The sequence below is a fragment of the Nocardiopsis sp. JB363 genome (genome assembly GCF_900143625.1).
Taxonomy (GTDB): Bacteria; Actinomycetota; Actinomycetes; order Streptosporangiales; family Streptosporangiaceae; genus Nocardiopsis.
On record NZ_FRFF01000045.1, the window covers coordinates 105,808 to 122,933 of the forward strand.

At 66.6% G+C, this 17,126-nt stretch carries 18 protein-coding genes and 1 tRNA gene; 7 read left to right on the forward strand and 12 right to left on the reverse strand.

The window, feature by feature from the left end; all coding sequences use genetic code 11:
- Positions 1-7 precede the first annotated feature (7 nt).
- From BQ8420_RS07365 to BQ8420_RS07385, 5 genes are all read right to left on the reverse strand, one after another.
- A complete protein-coding gene (locus BQ8420_RS07365) occupies positions 8-373 on the reverse strand; it encodes a DUF742 domain-containing protein (RefSeq protein ID WP_235005985.1) in 366 nt (121 codons plus the stop codon).
- The gene (locus BQ8420_RS07370) at positions 373-783 is read right to left on the reverse strand and encodes a roadblock/LC7 domain-containing protein (RefSeq protein ID WP_087097064.1); all 411 of its coding nucleotides are present in this window, start codon (positions 781-783) and stop codon (positions 373-375) included. The genes BQ8420_RS07365 and BQ8420_RS07370 overlap by 1 nt, the downstream gene beginning before the upstream one ends.
- On the reverse strand, positions 783-2,300 hold the full coding sequence (locus BQ8420_RS07375) for an ATP-binding protein (protein WP_087097065.1): 1,518 nt from the start codon (positions 2,298-2,300) through the stop codon (positions 783-785). The genes BQ8420_RS07370 and BQ8420_RS07375 overlap by 1 nt, the downstream gene beginning before the upstream one ends.
- A 492-nt stretch (positions 2,301-2,792) precedes the next feature.
- Complete coding sequence (locus tag BQ8420_RS07380) at positions 2,793-3,626, reverse strand: bifunctional 2-polyprenyl-6-hydroxyphenol methylase/3-demethylubiquinol 3-O-methyltransferase UbiG (protein WP_087097066.1); 834 nt, start codon at positions 3,624-3,626, stop codon at positions 2,793-2,795.
- 52 nt (positions 3,627-3,678) lie between these two features.
- Positions 3,679-4,203 carry an NUDIX domain-containing protein gene (locus BQ8420_RS07385; protein ID WP_087097067.1) on the reverse strand — a complete coding sequence of 175 codons (525 nt, stop codon included), beginning with the start codon at positions 4,201-4,203 and terminating at the stop codon, positions 3,679-3,681.
- Between the two features lie 126 nt (positions 4,204-4,329).
- Between BQ8420_RS07385 and BQ8420_RS07390 the strand changes: the two genes are divergently transcribed.
- Positions 4,330-5,556, forward strand: coding sequence for an FAD-dependent oxidoreductase (locus BQ8420_RS07390; RefSeq protein ID WP_087097068.1), 1,227 nt, complete (start codon positions 4,330-4,332; stop codon positions 5,554-5,556).
- A gap of 22 nt (positions 5,557-5,578) precedes the next feature.
- Here BQ8420_RS07390 and BQ8420_RS07395 read toward each other — a convergent pair whose 3' ends face one another.
- From BQ8420_RS07395 to BQ8420_RS07405, 3 genes are all read right to left on the reverse strand, one after another.
- Positions 5,579-6,499 (reverse strand): alpha/beta fold hydrolase, encoded by a 921-nt coding sequence (locus BQ8420_RS07395; protein ID WP_087097069.1) that lies wholly within the window; start codon positions 6,497-6,499, stop codon positions 5,579-5,581.
- 202 nt (positions 6,500-6,701) lie between these two features.
- Positions 6,702-7,040 carry a hypothetical protein gene (locus BQ8420_RS07400; RefSeq protein WP_143847135.1) on the reverse strand — a complete coding sequence of 113 codons (339 nt, stop codon included), beginning with the start codon at positions 7,038-7,040 and terminating at the stop codon, positions 6,702-6,704.
- A 92-nt stretch (positions 7,041-7,132) separates the two neighbouring features.
- On the reverse strand, positions 7,133-7,564 hold the full coding sequence (locus BQ8420_RS07405; protein ID WP_235005979.1) for an ATP-binding protein: 432 nt from the start codon (positions 7,562-7,564) through the stop codon (positions 7,133-7,135).
- A gap of 294 nt (positions 7,565-7,858) precedes the next feature.
- Here BQ8420_RS07405 and BQ8420_RS07410 point away from each other — a divergent pair, with 294 nt between their 5' ends.
- The 5 genes from BQ8420_RS07410 (at position 7,859) to BQ8420_RS07425 (ending at position 10,962) form a co-directional block, all read left to right on the forward strand.
- Complete coding sequence (locus BQ8420_RS07410; protein WP_160049277.1) at positions 7,859-8,725, forward strand: helix-turn-helix transcriptional regulator; 867 nt, start codon at positions 7,859-7,861, stop codon at positions 8,723-8,725.
- Entirely contained in the window at positions 8,715-9,095 is a 381-nt protein-coding gene (locus BQ8420_RS07415) for a DUF397 domain-containing protein (protein WP_235005980.1), read from the forward strand. Before BQ8420_RS07410 ends, BQ8420_RS07415 begins: the two co-directional genes overlap by 11 nt.
- Positions 9,096-9,323: 228 nt before the next feature.
- Positions 9,324-10,262 carry a hypothetical protein gene (locus BQ8420_RS31340; protein WP_160049278.1) on the forward strand — a complete coding sequence of 313 codons (939 nt, stop codon included), beginning with the start codon at positions 9,324-9,326 and terminating at the stop codon, positions 10,260-10,262.
- 294 nt (positions 10,263-10,556) lie between these two features.
- Positions 10,557-10,745, forward strand: coding sequence for a DUF397 domain-containing protein (locus BQ8420_RS07420; RefSeq protein WP_087097087.1), 189 nt, complete (start codon positions 10,557-10,559; stop codon positions 10,743-10,745).
- Positions 10,746-10,800: 55 nt separating this feature from the next.
- Complete coding sequence (locus tag BQ8420_RS07425) at positions 10,801-10,962, forward strand: DUF397 domain-containing protein (protein ID WP_087097073.1); 162 nt, start codon at positions 10,801-10,803, stop codon at positions 10,960-10,962.
- Between the two features lie 34 nt (positions 10,963-10,996).
- Here BQ8420_RS07425 and fxlM read toward each other — a convergent pair whose 3' ends face one another.
- Together fxlM and BQ8420_RS07435 are read right to left on the reverse strand one after the other, a co-directional pair.
- Entirely contained in the window at positions 10,997-12,220 is a 1,224-nt protein-coding gene (gene fxlM, locus BQ8420_RS07430; protein ID WP_235005981.1) for a methyltransferase, FxLD system, read from the reverse strand.
- A gap of 228 nt (positions 12,221-12,448) precedes the next feature.
- Positions 12,449-13,252 carry an SDR family oxidoreductase gene (locus BQ8420_RS07435; RefSeq protein WP_200815842.1) on the reverse strand — a complete coding sequence of 268 codons (804 nt, stop codon included), beginning with the start codon at positions 13,250-13,252 and terminating at the stop codon, positions 12,449-12,451.
- A gap of 96 nt (positions 13,253-13,348) precedes the next feature.
- On the opposite strand from BQ8420_RS07435, the gene BQ8420_RS07440 reads away from it, so the two are divergent.
- Positions 13,349-14,119 (forward strand): helix-turn-helix transcriptional regulator, encoded by a 771-nt coding sequence (locus tag BQ8420_RS07440; RefSeq protein ID WP_087097076.1) that lies wholly within the window; start codon positions 13,349-13,351, stop codon positions 14,117-14,119.
- 175 nt (positions 14,120-14,294) lie between these two features.
- Here the strand turns inward: BQ8420_RS07440 and BQ8420_RS07445 are convergent.
- Together BQ8420_RS07445 and BQ8420_RS07450 are read right to left on the reverse strand one after the other, a co-directional pair.
- Positions 14,295-14,370 (reverse strand) — tRNA-Thr (locus tag BQ8420_RS07445).
- Positions 14,371-14,477: 107 nt separating this feature from the next.
- On the reverse strand, positions 14,478-17,126 hold a 2,649-nt coding region (locus BQ8420_RS07450), incomplete at its 5' end, for a non-ribosomal peptide synthetase (RefSeq protein WP_143847139.1).

The following is a 17,126-nucleotide window of genomic DNA, read 5'->3' on the forward strand; positions in this document are numbered from 1 at the left end:
CAGGGGTTCATAGGGGGAGGTTGATGAGCCCAACACGCAGTTTCTCCAAGAGTTGACGGTCGTCGGCCGGGGAGGCGTACGCCGAAGCGGATCGGGCGGCGGACCCGCCGGCGGAACGGATCACGATGTGTCCGCGGTCGACGAGGTCGGCCAGCAGGATGGTGACCGCGCCCAACGGGATCCCCAAGCGGGCACCGAGCTCGGCGGGGGCGATCGGGCGATCGCATATCCGCACGATGTCGGTCTGTTCGAGGGACAGTCCCGCGGTGTCCGCGCGTTCGGTGACCACCAGCGCGAAGGGATCCAGCCTCAGTGTGGTGCCGCTGCGCCCACCGACCACCATGAACAGGCCATCGGGCACGTCGGGGTCCATCACGACGAGCCCACCTCGCCACTGTGCCTGCTCGGCGTGGCGAGCTGCTCCGGCAGACGCTCCACCAGTCGACCCATCTCCGTGGCGACCACACCCAGGTCGGAGGAGGGACTGGTCAGGTCGGTGAGCACCGCCAGCGCCGACCCCGAACCGGCCCCCATCACCAACAGGTGGTGGGGGTCCAGATCCACCGCGACGGTCCGGACCGGGTCGGTGATGCCGAACACCGAGTTGACCTGACCACCCGTGGCGAGAAGCCCACAGGCGGAGGCGGCCAGGCCGTCGGCCTCATCCCGCCCCAGGGTGCTGTCGGCCGAACGGACCAGACCGTCGGTGGACAGCAGGAGCACGTGACGCACTCCGGGAAGCTCGCGCAGCTTGTCCATGAGCCAGGTCAGGTTGGTCAGCATCAAGAGTCCTCACGATTCTCTGCGGCAGGATTCGGTGTCGGCCGTGTGTGGGCGTGCCACTGTGCGATCCGAAGGCTGGTGGCCACCCGGTCCCGGGGTGGCTCGACGGTCTTGGGCGTGGCCGCCTCTTCGGGGAGGGTGGCTCCGCGACGCCGACGGGGCAGGTGCCGGGGGCTTTCGGCGGAGCCCTCCGCGGCGGGTGCGGCCGGAGGCTTCACGGGCGACTCGGCCGGAGCCTCGGAGCCACGAGTCGGGAGGGTGGGGAGCGAGGTGGTGGCGACGGAGTCGGCGACCGGTTCCGGTGCGGACTGGATCGGGACCGTCGGGGCGCTCGCGCCCACCGCCGGCGTGGAGGAGGCCGCGGCGAGAGCCGGAGCGGCCACGGCCGCGTCATCGGTGCGCAGGAGCCCGTTGCGCGGGATCCACACGGTCGCGCGGGTGCCTCCACGAGGCGACGGGGCCACGTCGACCCGGATGCCCAACGGGTCGGCGGCCCGGCGGACCACGAGCAGACCCAGCTGGTTGGCGGAGAGCTCGGAGATGTCCGGGGGCCGGGCCGGGTCGAGACGGCGGCGCACCTCCGCCAGTTGTTCCTCGGTCATGGCCAGACCGCTGTCGTCGATGTGCACGCCGAGCCGCATCGCGGTGTTCTCGAAGTGCACCACGACGGCCTCGGAGGGCGCGGAGAAGGAGGTGGCGTTGTCGACCAGTTCGGCCATGATCTGGATGATCGAGTTGACCGCGCGGCCCTCGACCACCACAGGGGTGGTGGGCATGTGCATTTGCACGCGAGCGTACTCGGGCACGCTGCCGACCGCCGCGCGCACCAGTCGTTCGACGCGCAGGGGCTGGGTCCAGTTGCGGCCGATCCGGTCGGCCTCGGCCACGGTGAGCAGGCGCTGGATGAGCATCTCCAGGCGGGAGAGACCGGCCTCCACGACCATGAAGTCCTCGCGCATCCGCTCACTGGCCCCGGAGGCGTCGAGGGACTTCCAGTAGGGCTCACTGCGTTTTTGCACGTCGGCGCGGAGCTGTGCGACACCGGCGCGGGCCCGGTCGGCGCAGCCCTTGACCACACTGAGGAGTCTTCGGCGCTGTTGGTGTCCTCGCCAGAGCGATCGGCTGACCGCTTCCACCAGTGGTCGAGTGGCGGAGTCGAGGCCGTCCGAGGAGTCGAATTCGGCGAGGACGGTGTCGGTCGAGGCGCCTTCCCTGATCCGTCGTGTCACCTGGGGGAACAGGTCCTCGGTCACGGAACGGGCGGTGTGGTCTCGCTGGGCCAGAGCCGACTGTAGGCGGTCGGCCCTGGCGTCGGCGCGGGCGGCGGCGGCCCGGGCCTCTTCGATCAGTCCGGCGTCACGGCGCGCCGCTTCGGTCACGCGCCGACGGGCCTCTCTCAGTCGCAGGGTCGTGTGGACCATCGCGGCCAGGAGCACGATCGTGCTCGCCGCCAATACCCACAGCCAGATCTGTGTGGTGGCGGACTCCACTGGAACCGCTGTATCTGTCAGCAGCATGCCTTGGTCGATTCACGTCGGGAACGGGCCGGGAGGAGACGTCGAAGGACGCAGAGTATTGGTCCGGGGGATTCCAGGAGGACTTCGCGGTGGGAGATCCGCCATGGGTGTGCGGACTCGCCGCGAGGGCCGACCGGTGTTCGATGTCAGCAGGGTGATGGAGGGAGGCGCAGGCACGGCGATCCATGAACGGATCCGGCCGAGAGGCGCCTTCAGCTGGTCATTTTGCCATCACTGGGGCCGCTCGGGAAGCGAATCGACCCGACAGAAGGGGGTTCGGCCCCTCCCCTCTCCGGCAACCCTCGACGTTCGTACTGTTCACAGCGTTTCCGATCTGATCGGAGATGTGAGGAAGTTCCTGAAAATTCTTCGCCGAAGGTCCCGAACTCGGTAACAGCAGGTCCCTTTTGTCGACTTTTCGCCGAGTATCCCTCGGTCTGAAACCTCGCATACCAAGCAGAAGGGGACCCCGATTCTTGCGACGCCGGACCCTTAGCGCTCTGGTTTGCTCGCACGCAGGGAGTACATCAGCGGAACTCTCGGGGACCCTTCGGGGAAGCGGTGGTAACCCTTGTCGTCACGTTGGAAGGAACCGAACCGAGGGAAGAGCGACACGTCGTGTTCGTGCAGGAACTCCAGCCGTAGCCCCTCGGCGGCCAGCGCCGACACCACGTCCCCGATCGGGTGCTGCCACTCCACGGCACCGTTGTTCTCGGTTCTGGCGTCCGGGTCCGCGTACGTTCCAGCGGCCTCGTACACGTTGGCCTCGCGTGCGAAGTAGTCCCGGACGACCTTCGTCCCGGTCTCGTCGTCGAGGGCGTCCGTGATCGGGTGGAACTCGGCCAGGTACAGGAACCCGCCGGGTGCCACCAGCGAGGCGGCGACCTCGGCCCACCGCCGGATGTCGGGGAGCCAACACAGCGCGCCCACACCCGTGTAGACGATGTCGTACGACTCCTCCGGCACCGCGTCGGCGGCGGCGTACACGTCGGACTCGACGAAGCCCGCCCGTTCCTCCGACATCCCGATCCGCGCGGCGATCCCACGGGCCGCCTCCACCGCCGGACCGGAGAAGTCCAGCCCCACCACCCGCCGAGCCCCGTGCCGCGCCCACGCGAGGGTGTCCAGCCCGATGTGGCACTGCAGGTGCAGTAGCGACTTACCGGTGACGTCGCCGACCTCGGCCAGTTCGAAGTCGCGCAGCGCCTCGTCCCCGGCCTGAAAGCCGTCCAGGTCGTAGAAGTCGCTCGCGACGTGCAGGGGAACGCGTTCGTCCCAGTTGGCCCGGTTGGTCGAAAGCCAGCCTTGCGGCTCGGAGGTGTCCATGAGGCAGCAACCTAACGAACGCACCGAACCGGACACCACCGGTTTTCGCGGGTCACCCCGTCGCGTACACGTACAGGAGCGCGTTCATGGTGCTGCCGCTGACCACCCTCCGGTCCCGCACCAGCTCGGGAACCCGCTCCATCGGCACCCACTCCACCCGTTCGGACTCCCAGTCCTCCACGGGCTCACCGACGCGTTCGGCCCCCTCGGCGACGAACACGTGGTGCTCGCTGTCGGAGATGCCCGCCGACGGTTGGGTGTACAGCAGTGGTCGCAGCGGCCCGGGCCGCCAACCGGTCTCCTCCTCCACCTCCCGCGCCGCGGCCTCCACCGGGGTCTCCCCCGCCTCCACCGCACCCATGGGGATCTCGTATCCCCAGCTGTCGGTGATGAAGCGGTGGCGCCACAGCAGCAGCACGTTCCCCCGCCCGTCCAGCACGACGGCCCCCGCCCCGGGCGCCGAACGGATGAGCCGGTGCTCCAACCTCCTGCCCTCGCCGACCTCCACGTCCGCCACACGGATGTCGAGCCAACGGTCGGTGTAGAGCGGTTTCTCCGAGTGGACGGTCCAGCGCATGCGCACTTCTCCTCGAACGGACGGGGACGGCCGGATTCCATGCAACACGATCCCGGTCCCCTTCCTGTACAGGGATTCGCGCTCTCTGTAGGTTGAGGACACCCGTTCCATCACGGAGGTGGTCACATGTCCCGCACGACGTGTTGTGTGATCGGAGGCGGTCCGGCCGGCATCGTGCTGGGTCTCCTACTCGCCCGCTGCGGTGTCGAGGTCACCGTGTTGGAGAAGCACCGTGACTTCCTGCGGGACTTCCGCGGCGACACCGTGCACCCCTCCACCATGGAGTTGCTGGACGACCTCGGCCTCGCGGAACGGTTCGCGCGGCTGCCTCAGCGCCGAGTGGACCGGGTTCGACTGCCCACCGGTCCGGACGGGCGGATGGTGACCCTGGCGGACTTCACTCCGATGCGCAGCGACTACAACTACATCGCGATGGTCCCCCAGTGGGACCTCTTGGACCTGCTCACCGCTTCCGCGTCCGAGGAGCCCGGGTTCACCCTGCGGATGAACACCGAGGCGACCTCCTTCATCGAGGAGGGCGGCCGGATCAACGGAGTGCGGTACCGGACACGGGACGGGGAGACCGGTGAGGTCCGAGCACTGATCACGGTGGCCTGCGACGGTCGCGATTCGCTGGCCCGTGCACTGCCCCGGTTGGGTCTGAGGGACTTCTCCGCACCGATGGACGTGCAGTGGTTCCGGCTGCCTCGCGCTTTTGAGGACCCCGAGGGCGGGATCGGGCGGATCGGTGACGGCAGGTTCAGCATCCTGCTCGACCGCGGGGACTACTACCAGGCGGCGGCGATCATCCCCAAGGGTGCGGACTCCCGGAACCGGGATCGGCCGCTGGAGGAGTTCAACGAGGCGTTGGTACGACAGTTCCCGTGGTTCGAGGGACGTCGTCTGGTGACCGAGTGGGACGACGTGAAGCTGCTGGACGTGCGGGTGGACCGAATGCGCCGATGGCACACGCCGGGGCTGTTGTGCATCGGAGACGCGGCGCACGCGATGTCGCCCGTGGGCGGGATCGGCATCAACCTGGCGGTGCAGGACGCGGTGGCCGCCGCCCGTTACCTGGAGGGGCCGCTCCGCCGTGAGCGGGTGACCCTGTCCGACGTCGCGGCCGTGCAGCGGCGCCGGATGCCCGTCACGGTGCTGACCCAGAACCTCCAGCGCCTGGCCCACCGCCGCGCGATCCTGCCCGCGTTGGAGGGACGTATCGATCTGGGGCGTGAGACCCCGCCGTTGCCGTTGCGGGTGGTCGAGCAGGTGCCGTGGGCCAGGCGGATTCCGCCGTACCTGTTGGCTTACGGGGCCCTGCGCGAGAAGCCCCCGAAGGCCGCCCTGCGCTGAGCCCCGCGCTCGGTCCCCGATGTTATTCGGCGGCCTGGTCGGTCACCCGTTGGATGGCCTCGATGGCGATCTCGGGCTGGTCGACGTGGATGTAGTGGCCGGCCTCCTCGGCGGTGCTCAGCTCACTGGCGCCGGAGACCGCCAGCCACTTCTCCTGGCCCTCGCTCCACACGCGCTCCAGCTCGTCGCCGTACTCGGGGATCTCACCCAGGTAGGGGACGCCGTGCTGGATGACCTCCGTCGGGATGTCACCGGCCGAGCGGACCTCCGCGTCGCTCTCGACGGTGATCATCTCCGGGTTCTCGCCCTCGAACATGGCGATGTTCTGCGCGCGCACCTCGGCGCCGTCGCCCGTCGCGGATTCGGGGATGACCTCGGTGATGTCGTCGAGCATCGTCGGCGAGGTGGCGTCCATCAGGACCAGGCCCTTGACGCGTTCGGTGTCGTCGGGGGCGTAGCGGGCGGCGATCAGACCGCCCAGCGAGTGGCCGGCCAGGACGACCGGTCCGTCGGAGACGTCGTCGAGGACCGCCGACAGGATCTCGCCGCTGTCGGCGACGCTCTGCGGTCCTTCCGGCTGGTCGCTCTCGCCCTCGCCGAGACGGTCGTAGGAGCAGACCCGGTCCTGCTCGCTCAGGGTCTCCTGGAGGTCGGCCATGGTGTCGAGGCCGTCGCCCATCCCGGCCATGAGGAGGATGACCGGGCTGTCGACGGCGGGTTCCCCGGAGCAGGAGAGGTGCACCGAGGCGCCGTCGACGTCGAGCGTCTTCGTGCCGGTGAAGAGTTCTCCATCGTTGGCGATCTCCTCGGCGGCGGACTCCAGGTCGCCCTCCGCTTCCTGGAGGCCGTCCTGCACGTCGGACAGCGCTCCGCATCCGGTGAGCCCGACGCCCACGGTGGCGATCAGGGCGGTGACGGTGGCGGTCCGGACGGTGCGGAACATGTCGATCTCCAGGAAGGGGTGCGGGGGTCGAGAGAGAGCGCGGAACTTCGCGACTGAGGAAAACGCTACGGACTCGGCGGTTTCCGGTCGTCACCATGTGGTGGACACCTGCTTGTGGCTCCTCCGGGGGACGAACCCCCGCTCGCCCCCTCGTTGGTCAAGGGTCAGCCGCATACCCGCAGGTAGGTGCGGATGACTTCCGCTAGGTCGGCAAGGTCGTCTTCGGGCGCGGGGGGCGGTTCGGGTTCGGCCAGTAGGTCCCCACCGGCACGCGAGGTCGAGGGATCAGCGGGGTCAGGTAGGGGCGGACCAGTGCGCCCGCGTACTCGTCAGGGTGGCGGTGGTCGTCCTCGTCCGGCAGGCTCGGCTCCGGGGTAGGAAGCTCGGCCCTTTTCGGGGCGGGAGCGATCGCCGCCTGGACGCGCTTCTTCGGGATGAACACGTAGGCCAGCGCCGCCGCCAACGTGAGGGCGAAGAGGGCCCAGAGGTGTTCGGTGAGACTCCGGCATCGTCGGTGGTGTCGGCCGATAGGGTGCTGCACAGTCATCCTCCTGGTGTTGTCAGGTGGTTGATCAGCCCCGGCGCGGTGGTTGCACCCACCGCCCGGGGTGTTCGTTTTTCTGGGGGTTGTGGTTACGCGCTCGGATCCCGATCCAGCGGAATGGTCGCCCAGAGCTCCAGTGGGAAGCCGTGTTGGCCCTCCCACCACCAGTGCTCGGCGATCCGATCCACCAGCCACAGCCCCCTGCCGCCGGCGCAGAGGTCGTTCGATCCCTGTTCTCGCACTCGCGGCACCGACACGGGCTTGCCTGCTTTGGCCCCCTGGTCCAGCACACAGAGGATGGCGCGGTCGTCGAGGACCTCGATGGAAGCGCCCATCCGTCCGTATTTCTCCCCGGTCGCGGTGTGCAGGACGGCGTTGGTGGCGAGTTCGCTGGCCACCAGCCGCACCCAGTCCCCGCGGTGGTTTTGTAGCCCCGGTTCACTCCCACACCAGTCCCGCAGACGGCGCACGTCGGAGAGCGTTCCTCCGAAGTAGGCCCAGCGCGCGGACGGCCAACCCACCCCACCACCATCAGGCCGCCGCGGCCCCGGTATCCGAACAGCACCCATAACGTCCTCCTCAAGGTTCACAAGCCTCCGTCTACAGCCACGAGCCGGTGAGACGAAGCCCTGCAACCGGACCCTGAAGGGACCCAGCTGCGGCTGTAGCTTCATAGTGAGCTGGCGAAAGCTTCTTCGCAACCTTCTTAAGAAGATTCCAGAAAATATTTCTGAGAAGATGTGGCAGCAATGGGGAACAATGACCGACAAGCCAAGCCGAGCAGCCGGTCCAAGCTGACACAAAGGGGTACGAACATGACCGAACGCCATGCCCCAGCAGCCAGTCGTCGCAAGTTGGGAATACTGCTCCGCCAACTTCGTGAGGACAACAACCTCACTGGAGAAGAGGCCGCCAAGTCACTCCGAATCAGATCACCGAAGATCTACCGGGTCGAAGGCGGCAAGGTCGTCCCCACCCAAGCCGAACTCTCCAAGATGATGGACCTCTTCCAGGTCAACAACGAGCACCAGCAGATCCTGCTCCAACTCGCGGAGGAAGCTCGGCGCAAGGGTTGGTATGAGTCCTACGAGAGTGTGCTGCCGCCCAAGTTCGAAACCTACGTCGGGTTGGAGTCCGATGCGGCCTCCCTGCGTGCCTACGAGCCCAGCCTGATCCACGGGCTGCTCCAGACCAAGGACTATGCCCACGCGGTTCTGACCGCGGGTAACCCCGCCGAACACCCCGACGACATCGCGCTACTCGTCGACCTGCGTATGCGCCGACAGGAACTTCTCACCCGCGAACAGGACCCCCTGCACTTCTGGGTAGTTCAGGAGGAAAGCTCCCTGAACCGGCCCGTCGGAGGAAGCCAGGTCCTGGCAACACAACTTGAGCACCTGCTGACCCTCGCCACGGAATTGCCGCATGTCACCGTCCAGATCATCCCCACCTCTGTCGGCGCACACGCTGGCCTGGCCGGTTCGTTCAGCATTCTGGAGTTCGAGCCTTCAGCTCCCGAGGTCGTCTATGTCGACAGCCACGGCGGCAATCTGACCTTGGAGAAAACCCGAGATCTGCGCCGTTGTAAGCTCCTGTACGACAATCTGCTCGCCGATGCTCTGCCCAAGAATGATTCGGTTCAGCTCATCAAGTCCACTTGGGAGGACCACCGTGAAGCATGAAGCTCAGCACAAGACCGTCGCACCGTGGGTCAAGGCCAGCGCGAGCACCAGCGCCCAGGGCTGCGTACAGGTCAGATCCCCCCGCGAGGGGGTGATCGAGGTTGGAGACACCAAGAACCCCGCCGGCCCTACCCTCAGTGTTCCTCACTCTGCCTGGGAGCACTTCCTGAACCAGGTCACCACCGGCCGCACCGCCCACGGGCGCCTGCGCCCCGAGTTCCTGGCCGATGGCGGCTTCACCCTCACCGACACCGCCACCCCCGACTCCCCCATCCTCGTCTACACCAAGGCCGAGCGGGACGCCTTCGAACTCGGCGTCCAAGCCGGAGAACTCCGTGGCGCCCGCCCCCAGGGAATCCTGGTCAACTAACACAACCAAGCACCATCATCATCACCTTCGATTAGCGCTGGCTACAAGGGGCTCCTTGACGGCGCGAACATCCTCGTCGGACTTTGACCACTTGGTTGATATGCATGCGCAGTAGGCACCCGATACCCGCTCGTGTACCTGGAGGTAGCTACGTATCCCGAATGGCTCCCTGAGCCTCTAGAGCCGGTTGTTTCCCGGTTGGCTCGCGTCGACGATTGCATTGGTGAGATGGAGGACATCTCAGGCCAATGGTCTACCTGCGCAATCGAACTCAAACAGCTTCGCCGAAGCGACATGCGCTTCCGGACAGTCGTCTCCAAGGTGCGACCGATTCCACCGGTAATCTCGCTACTTTTTTCCGAAGCCATCAATCATTTGAGGGCTGTGCTCGACAATACTGTCTGGCACCTCGCAACAGAGCAGATGGATTCGGTGAGCGAAAAAGCAGCACGCGCCATCAATATGCCGATTTACAAGGATTCTCAGAAATTTTCCGAATGGGCACGGAAAACCCGAACTCATGCACCTGAACTTGGGAAAGAGACCAAGAGCACATATCAGCGAGTAAAAGCACTACAACCGTTCACTGACACGTTTCGCATCCCTTCCATTAGCCCGACCCTCTCAGCCCTTATAGACGTCGAGGCAGAGAAGGTGCACCCCCTTCTACTCCTACAGAGCTACTCCAATCTCGACAAACACCGGGAGATTGCAATAATGGTTGGTCGAGTGAAGACCACTCTAGGGGGACTATCATTCCAGGAACAAGACCCATCCTTTAGAGAAATGATCGAAGGCACAACGGTGGCTCCTGATGGAAACTGGGGCACCCCCGTCTCGATTGATTCGCAAGCAGCAGTCATGGTAGAACGTCCTGCGCCGTGGACCGCAGCAGTCAGCCCGACTACAGAGATAAAACGTCTACGCGACTGGGTACGCGAAGAGGCCTTGCCATTCCTTGTGACAGGGTCGAATGAAGTCGAAAACGCACTCCCGGTCACGATCGAAATCGGCAACGATGGTCGCACGCTAAGCGAGCGTATTACTACCCCAAACCGAACAAGCACACAAGAGCGTATGGGCACGATAACCCTGCAACGTTACGTGGAGGCAGAGACCCAACCACCACATTACCCCATTGTCGTCGATGAGGAATTCGACGACTAATGATCTTTGATTAGGTGGTTAACAGAATCAGCCAGGGATTCGATCCGACCGGCCTGATAAATTCGCGCAATAACCCGGGCCGTCGCTGGGCGAAGCATAAATGAGACCGCAGCACCAGCCGTGTCTGACCGCGAGCGCTGAAGAGCGCAACACCCCAGCTTCGATCCTAGCTGGATTCTACACACCGCAAGAGGTATTTCACAACCAGTTATTGGAATGCCATGACCAAGGGTATTGCTTCAACGAATTGACGCCACCCATCCGTAGTGAACAATTTGAGAGATAAGGTGCATGATGGATTTCAGCAAGTCCGAAAAATTGATCTGGAATAATTCCAGCTACTCCGGAAGCAGAGGTGGGAACTGTGTTGAGGTCGCCGAAGGTCAGTGCGTCCTGGTCCGCGACACCAAGCACCGAGAGCTTGGCCACCTTTCCTTCCAAGGCCCTAAGTGGACCAACCTCTTGAATGTTCTTAAGCGCTGACACCAGTGGGTATATCGGCACCGACCGAGATACCCGACGCTCATGGGGGTAGTCGATGAAGTGGCACAAGAGCAGCCACAGCACCAACGGTGGAGAGTGCGTCGAAGTCGCCGAGGGACCGAGAATCCTGGTCCGCGACACCCAACACCGCGAGCAGGGTCACCTCACCTTCGACCCCAACGAATGGGCCGGCCTGCTGAACACTCTTCGGCGCTGACGCAGAACTCGAAACCGCATGGCCGACAAGGCGTTCAGGGAGTCGGCCAGGAGAACGTGACGTGGGTGTGCCGTTTGGTGACCACCAGGTCCTCCGGCAACCGATCGACCGGGACGGACACCGGATACACCCGAATCTCCGGCCCCGGCCCGCCGCGCTGATCCCGATCCCACTCGCGAACCCGTAGCCCCACCCGTTCCGCGAACTCCTCCGCCGTCGGCCCGAAGGCGTGCACCCCGTATTCGACCAACTCCTCCCCCTCAACCCGTCGCGTGACCAGGTAGGCGAAGTCACCGCCCTCGACCGCGGCCATGGCGAAGCGAGTGCTGTTCGGCGCCACCGTCCCCGTGTCCAGCGCGGGGTCGACCGTCATGACGCAGAAACCCGGCAGGGTGGTGGCCAGGTACAACTGCAGGGTGTCGATCAACTCCCGGAGGGTCACCCTCACCCCCGTCCACAGCTCCACCCTGGGAGTACGCACGGCATGGTCCAACAGGTGCGGCTCTTCGGGAGCCTCCTCGTCGAAACTCAGGACGATCTCCCCGGTCCCCCTGAGCCGAAGCAGGGTCTCCCGGTGGTCGTCCGCACCCCGCATGGGCACGAACCCGCACATCAGCGCCGAAGTCGAGTGCAGGCTCCCGTCATGTTCGACGAACCCGATCGACCGGGTCAGGCCACGGACCCGCAGCGGCACCACCAACCGGCCACCCTCGGTCAACTGTTCGATCCAGGCGGGCGGGACGTCCCAGGCCCCGGCGGTGACGATGATGGCGTCGTAGGACGCACCCTCCTCGACCCCCTGAGCGGCGTCGGCGGTCACCACTCGCACCCGGTCATAACCACCGGCGGCCAACAGCTCACGAGCCCGAGCCGTGATGTCCGGGTCGATGTCGACGGTGGTGACCTCACCCTCCGGCCCGACCACTTCGGCGATCAGCGCCGCGTTGTAGCCACCCGAGCCGACCTCCAGAACACGCTGCCCGGGCCGCAGATCGGCCTGGCCGAGCATCATCGCCTGGATCTGCGGCGCGGAGACCGAACTGACATAGCCCTGCTCTTCGTCGCGCTTGGTCATGACCGGGCTGAAGGGCGCATAGGCCTGTTCCAGATCGGCCTCGGGGATGAAGAGGTGGCGCGGCACCGTGCGCAACGCCTGTTCGACCCGCGGGGAAAGGAACTCCCCTCCCACCGTCCCGGGCCGGCATAGCTCCGCCACCATCCGGTTCCGCCACTGCTCAGAAGTCGGGTTCGCTGCCACTGGTCCGCTCTCCCCGCCGGGTCTTCGGTCCGCTCAGTGTGCCCTCATGCGCACGCGCACAACCCCACTGTCGACGCCTTGATGGCGGGCGAGATGCACCGTCTCACCTCGTAGGCACAAGAAAGCCCCCGCAACCGATGGTTGCGGGGGCCGTACTTTGCCCTTCGCCGCGGCTTCGGGATAACGAGGCCCTGTCGGACTGCCACCCTCGGCTGCGTCACAACGGCGCTAGATGATCTGTTCCGTCGGGAGAATGGTGATCTCGGTCAGGTTGACGTGCTTGGGAACCGCGCTCATGAAAGCGACCGTCTCTGCGACATCTTCGGACGAGAGGACGTCGATCTGGGCGATCAGATCGGCCATGAGCTTGCTCGCCGCCGGGTCGGTGACGTGGTCCGGCAGCTCGGTGTCGACCATGCCCGGCTCGATCGTCGCCACCCGGATCTGCTTGCGGCCCAGCTCGGTGCGCAGCAGTTTGGCGAGCTGGGTGACATAGGCCTTGGTCGCCGAGTAGACCTGGAAGCCCTCCAGAACCCGAACGGCGGCGATCGACGACGTCATGACGAGGTCGGCGCTGCGGCCGGCGGCCGCGGCCGACTCCAGGGACGGCACGAAGGCCTGGACGGTGTTCATGACGCCCTTGACGTTGAGGTCGATCTGGGCGTCCCAGTCCGCCGTGGCCAGGTCGGTGATGCCGGAGATGAGCTGTACGCCTGCGTTCGCGAAGACGAGGTCGACCCGGCCGAGTTCTTCGGCGACCTGGTCGGCCGCGGCAAGGACGGCGGCGCGGTCGGTGACGTCGGTCGGCAGCGCCAGAGCGGTTCCGCCGCCGGCGCGGATGCGGTCCTCCACCTGGTCGAGCCGGTCGCCGCGGCGGGCCATCAGCGCCACCTTCGCGCCGAGTTCCGCGAAGCGGACGGCGGTCGCTTCGCCGATGCCGCTGGAGGCACCGGTCACCACGGCGACACGTCCGGCGAGTGGGGTTCCGGAGACGACCTGGGCTGAGGGCTGGATGCTCTGCGTTGTGTTCATGTCGGCAAGCATCCGACCGGTTCCGCCGAACCGGGGGGTAGTGGTACGGCCCCCACCGGTAAGGGGGTGCGCCGAGATCGTCAGTAGGCTCAGGGCATGCCGCGCACCGAGTTGGGCGAGTTCCTCATGACCCGCCGTGCCAAGGTGACGCCTGAGGCCGTCGGAATGCCCGCGGCGGGTGATCGCCGTGTCCCCGGCCTGCGTCGCGACGAGGTCGCCACGCTCGCCGGGGTGAGCGTCGACTACTACCGCCGTCTGGAGCAGGGCAAGGAGGCCCGCCCGTCGAAGGTGGTGCTCTCCGGTCTCTGCCAGGCGCTGCGGATGACCGAGGCCGAGGAGCGACACCTGTACGCACTGGCCGGTATGGCACGCCGGCTCGGCGAAGAGGCGACGATCCAGCCGGTGCCGACCGAGCTGCTGAACCTGATGGACTCGTGGAGCGACTCCGGCGCGATCGTGCTGGATCCGGTGCTCGACGTCCTGGCGATGAACGCCCGGGCGCAGGAGCTGTTCGCCGGTTTCGAGGAAACCGCGAACCTACTGGAGATGGTCCTGCTCGCCCCCGAGGGCCGCCGGTTCTTCGTCGAGTGGGAGGCCTCCGCCGAGGCGACCGTGGCCAACCTGCGCGACAGCGCCGACTTCGCCGTCGCGTCCGCCCGACTCCGGGAACTGCTCGACCGGTTGGAGGCCGAGAGCCCGGAGTTCCCCGGCCTGTGGGCACGCCACGACGTGCGGCCCAAAACCCACGAGACGAAGGTGTTGCGCCACCCCGCCCGGGGCCTGCTGAGCATCGACTTTCACGCTTTCCACGTCGCCGGCGTGCCCGGATACCAGCTCCTGGTCTACCGAGAGAAGGGGGCGGGGTGAAGCCTTCGCGGTTCAGAAGGTCGACCTCCCGGACTCGGAACGCATCGCCTCACCGACGGGGCACGAAAAAGCGGTCCCTCGAATCAAGCAGCATGCACAAAATGTGTACCGACGACGAAGGGCGGCCCGGCTTTCCGCCGTAACCGCCCTTGTGACGTGCTGATTCTTTGAAGCTTGGAGCCGACGAGGGGACTTGAACCCCTAACCTATCGCTTACAAGGCGATTGCTCTGCCAATTGAGCTACGTCGGCCGGCCACCGAGGCTCACGGCCTCTGGTGTCCACCCGCATGGTACCGGGTCCGGCGACAGGTGGCCTACTCGGATGCGCCGGACCCGACTCAAGCGGGTCTTGGAGGATCAGAGCTGTTCCAGGAGCACCTCCTCAACGGCCTCCGCGTAGGCTCGCAGCGTCTGGTGGTCGAAGAGGAGTTGCGCGGGAACGTTGATGTCCAGCAGACCCTCGATCTCACGAACGACCTGAAGGCTGCGGACCGAGTCGCCACCGATCTCGAAGAAGTTGTCGTCACGCCCCACCCTTTCGAGGTGGAGCGTGTTGAGCCAGACGTCGGCGACCGCCTCCTCCGTTGGGGTCTGCGGGGCGACATGGGCCGGCGCCGTGGCGCCCTGCCAGTCGGGTTCGGGCAGTCGTTTGCGATCGACCTTGCCGTTCTGGTTCAGCGGCAGTTCCGCGAGCACGGTCAACACCGACGGCACCATGTAGGCGGGTAGTCTCCGTTCCAGGTGCTCCCGAAGGTCGGCACTGTCCGCGGTGCCCGTGACGAAGGCGACCAACTGCCGCCCACCGGAAGGAGCCTCGACCGCTACCGCGACCGCCTGGCCCACCCCGTCCAGCTGGAGCAGGGCACCCTCGATCTCACCGAGTTCGATCCGGTAACCGCGCAGTTTGACCTGCCCGTCCACCCGGCCCACGAAGACGATACGACCGTCCTGGGTCCAGCGCACGAGGTCACCGGTCCGGTAGAGCCGCCCTCCGCGAGAGAAGGGGTCGGCGATGAACCGCTCGGCGGTCAGGTCGGGCCGGCGATCGTAACCTCGTGCCACACCGTCACCGGACAGGTAGAGCTCTCCGACGGCACCCGGGGGCACCGGCCGCAGCGCACCATCGAGGACGTAGGTTCCGGTGCCGTCCATGGGTCGGCCGATCGGGCACAGCCCCGCACGTGCTTCTTCCAGGTCGACTGGTCCGCAGGTGGCGAACGTGGTCGTCTCGGTGGGCCCGTACACGTGCACGAGCCTGGTGTCCGGGCAGGCCTCCAGCACCCGGGCGAAGGAGGCCGGGTCCGCCGCCTCACCACCGGTCCACAGTTCCGTCAACCGCTCGAAGCAGGTGGGGTCCTGGTTCGCGAACAGGTTGAACAGGGCCGTGGTCAGGAAGATCGCGGTCACACCGTGTTCGGTGACCGCCTCCCTGAGCACCGGCACGGACACCGCTTCCTCGGCCACCACGATGGTTCCACCGTTGAGGAGCGGCACCCACACCTCGTAGGTGGCGGCGTCGAAGGCGTGCGGCGAGTGGAACAGCACCCGTTCATGTCCCTCGGTCCACCGGTGGTCGGCGCTGAGAGCGACGATGTCGCGGTGGTCGACCACCACGCCCTTGGGCTCCCCGGTGGAGCCCGAGGTGAACATGGCGTAGGCCGCGGAGCGCGGGACCGGCACCGACTCGACGGGTCGGCGTTCCGGTGCGCTCAAACCGTCCGGACCGTAGCGAACGACGGACTCCAGATCCTCGCAACGGTCCATCATGCCGGGGTCGGCGATCGCGATGTCCGCCCCGACCCCCTGCGCCATCCGCCCGACCCGTTCGGCCGGGACCGTGTCGTGGAGCGGAACGTAGGCGGCCCCCGCCTTGAGGACCGCGAGCATGGCGACGACCACGCGCGGAGAACGCGGCATCAGTAGGAGGACCCTCGATTCCGGCCCCGCCCCGAGCGCGCACAGGTGCGCGGCGAGTTCGTCGGCCTCGGCGTCGAGTTCGGCGTAGGTCCACCGCTTGCCGGAGCCGGTGACCGCGAGCGCGTCCGGATGGGCGGCGACCCGGTCCAGGAACAGCCCGGTGACGGTCCCCTCGCGGGGATCCGGGTCGTCCCCCACGCTGAACCCGAGAGCGCGTCCGGGATCCGCGGAGGCGGCCCGGCCCAGAGGCCGGTCCGGGTCCTCGACGAGGGAGACCAGGATCCGCACCAGGTCATCGAGCAGGACCTCGATAGTGGCGGTGTCGAAGCAGTCGGGTTCGTACCCGAGCAGCAGACGGATCTCGTCGGAGGCGTAGGCGCTGAGTGCCAGCGGATAGTTGGTCGCCTCGTTGGCGGCGACCAGCTTGGTCGTCGGGCCGTCTCCGGTCGCCGGACGCTCCTCCACGGGGTAGTTCTCGAACACGACCATGCTGTCGAAGAGCTGGGTGTCTCCTGGCAGCTCCACCTCCGCCTGGATCCTGTTGAGGGGCAGGTGGTCGTGGGCGCGGGCCCGCGCCTGACTCTCCTGGAGGTCCCGAAGCCACACGGCGACCGGTACTCCGGGGTCGATCCGTACCCGGGTGGGCAGGGTGTTGATGAAGAGTCCGATGGTGGACTCCACCCCGGGCAGGTCATCGGGCCGACCGGAGGTCGTGGCACCGAACACCACGTCGTCCTCACCCGAGTGGGCCGCGAGCAACAACGCCCAGGCACCCTGCACCAGAGCGTTCACCGTCAGCCCTTGTTCCCGGGCGAAACCCTGGACGGCTTCCGCGTCCTCGACGGACAGGATCGTCTGTCGACGTTCGACGGAACGGGCGGACCGGACCCTGTCCGGAACCCGGTCGTAGGGCAGCGGAGTGGGGCCCTCCACGCCTTCGAGCTCGCGGCGCCAGAACGCGTATCCCTCCTCGGTGTCCCTTTCGACGAGTCTGCTGAGGTGGTCGTCGAAGGCCGGCCGAGGGGCCACGTCCGCTCCTCGGTAGGTGGTGAGGACGTCCTCCAACACCAAGGGCAGACTCCACCCGTC

Excerpts from the sequence above, each read along its gene's own strand:
- BQ8420_RS07390 (WP_087097068.1), top strand. The coding sequence starts at position 4,330 with ATGTCCCGCACGACGTGTTGTGTGATCGGAGGCGGTCCGGCCGGCATC.
- BQ8420_RS07380 (WP_087097066.1), bottom strand. The coding sequence starts at position 3,626 with ATGGACACCTCCGAGCCGCAAGGCTGGCTTTCGACCAACCGGGCCAAC.
- BQ8420_RS31340 (WP_160049278.1), top strand. The coding sequence starts at position 9,324 with ATGGAGGACATCTCAGGCCAATGGTCTACCTGCGCAATCGAACTCAAA.
- BQ8420_RS07420 (WP_087097087.1), top strand. The coding sequence starts at position 10,557 with ATGGATTTCAGCAAGTCCGAAAAATTGATCTGGAATAATTCCAGCTAC.
- BQ8420_RS07370 (WP_087097064.1), bottom strand. The coding sequence starts at position 783 with ATGCTGACCAACCTGACCTGGCTCATGGACAAGCTGCGCGAGCTTCCC.
- BQ8420_RS07425 (WP_087097073.1), top strand. The coding sequence starts at position 10,801 with ATGAAGTGGCACAAGAGCAGCCACAGCACCAACGGTGGAGAGTGCGTC.
- BQ8420_RS07385 (WP_087097067.1), bottom strand. The coding sequence starts at position 4,203 with ATGCGCTGGACCGTCCACTCGGAGAAACCGCTCTACACCGACCGTTGG.
- BQ8420_RS07365 (WP_235005985.1), bottom strand. The coding sequence starts at position 373 with ATGGACCCCGACGTGCCCGATGGCCTGTTCATGGTGGTCGGTGGGCGC.
- BQ8420_RS07435 (WP_200815842.1), bottom strand. The coding sequence starts at position 13,252 with ATGAACACAACGCAGAGCATCCAGCCCTCAGCCCAGGTCGTCTCCGGA.
- BQ8420_RS07440 (WP_087097076.1), top strand. The coding sequence starts at position 13,349 with ATGCCGCGCACCGAGTTGGGCGAGTTCCTCATGACCCGCCGTGCCAAG.
- BQ8420_RS07375 (WP_087097065.1), bottom strand. The coding sequence starts at position 2,300 with ATGCTGCTGACAGATACAGCGGTTCCAGTGGAGTCCGCCACCACACAG.
- BQ8420_RS07395 (WP_087097069.1), bottom strand. The coding sequence starts at position 6,499 with ATGTTCCGCACCGTCCGGACCGCCACCGTCACCGCCCTGATCGCCACC.
- BQ8420_RS07410 (WP_160049277.1), top strand. The coding sequence starts at position 7,859 with ATGACCGAACGCCATGCCCCAGCAGCCAGTCGTCGCAAGTTGGGAATA.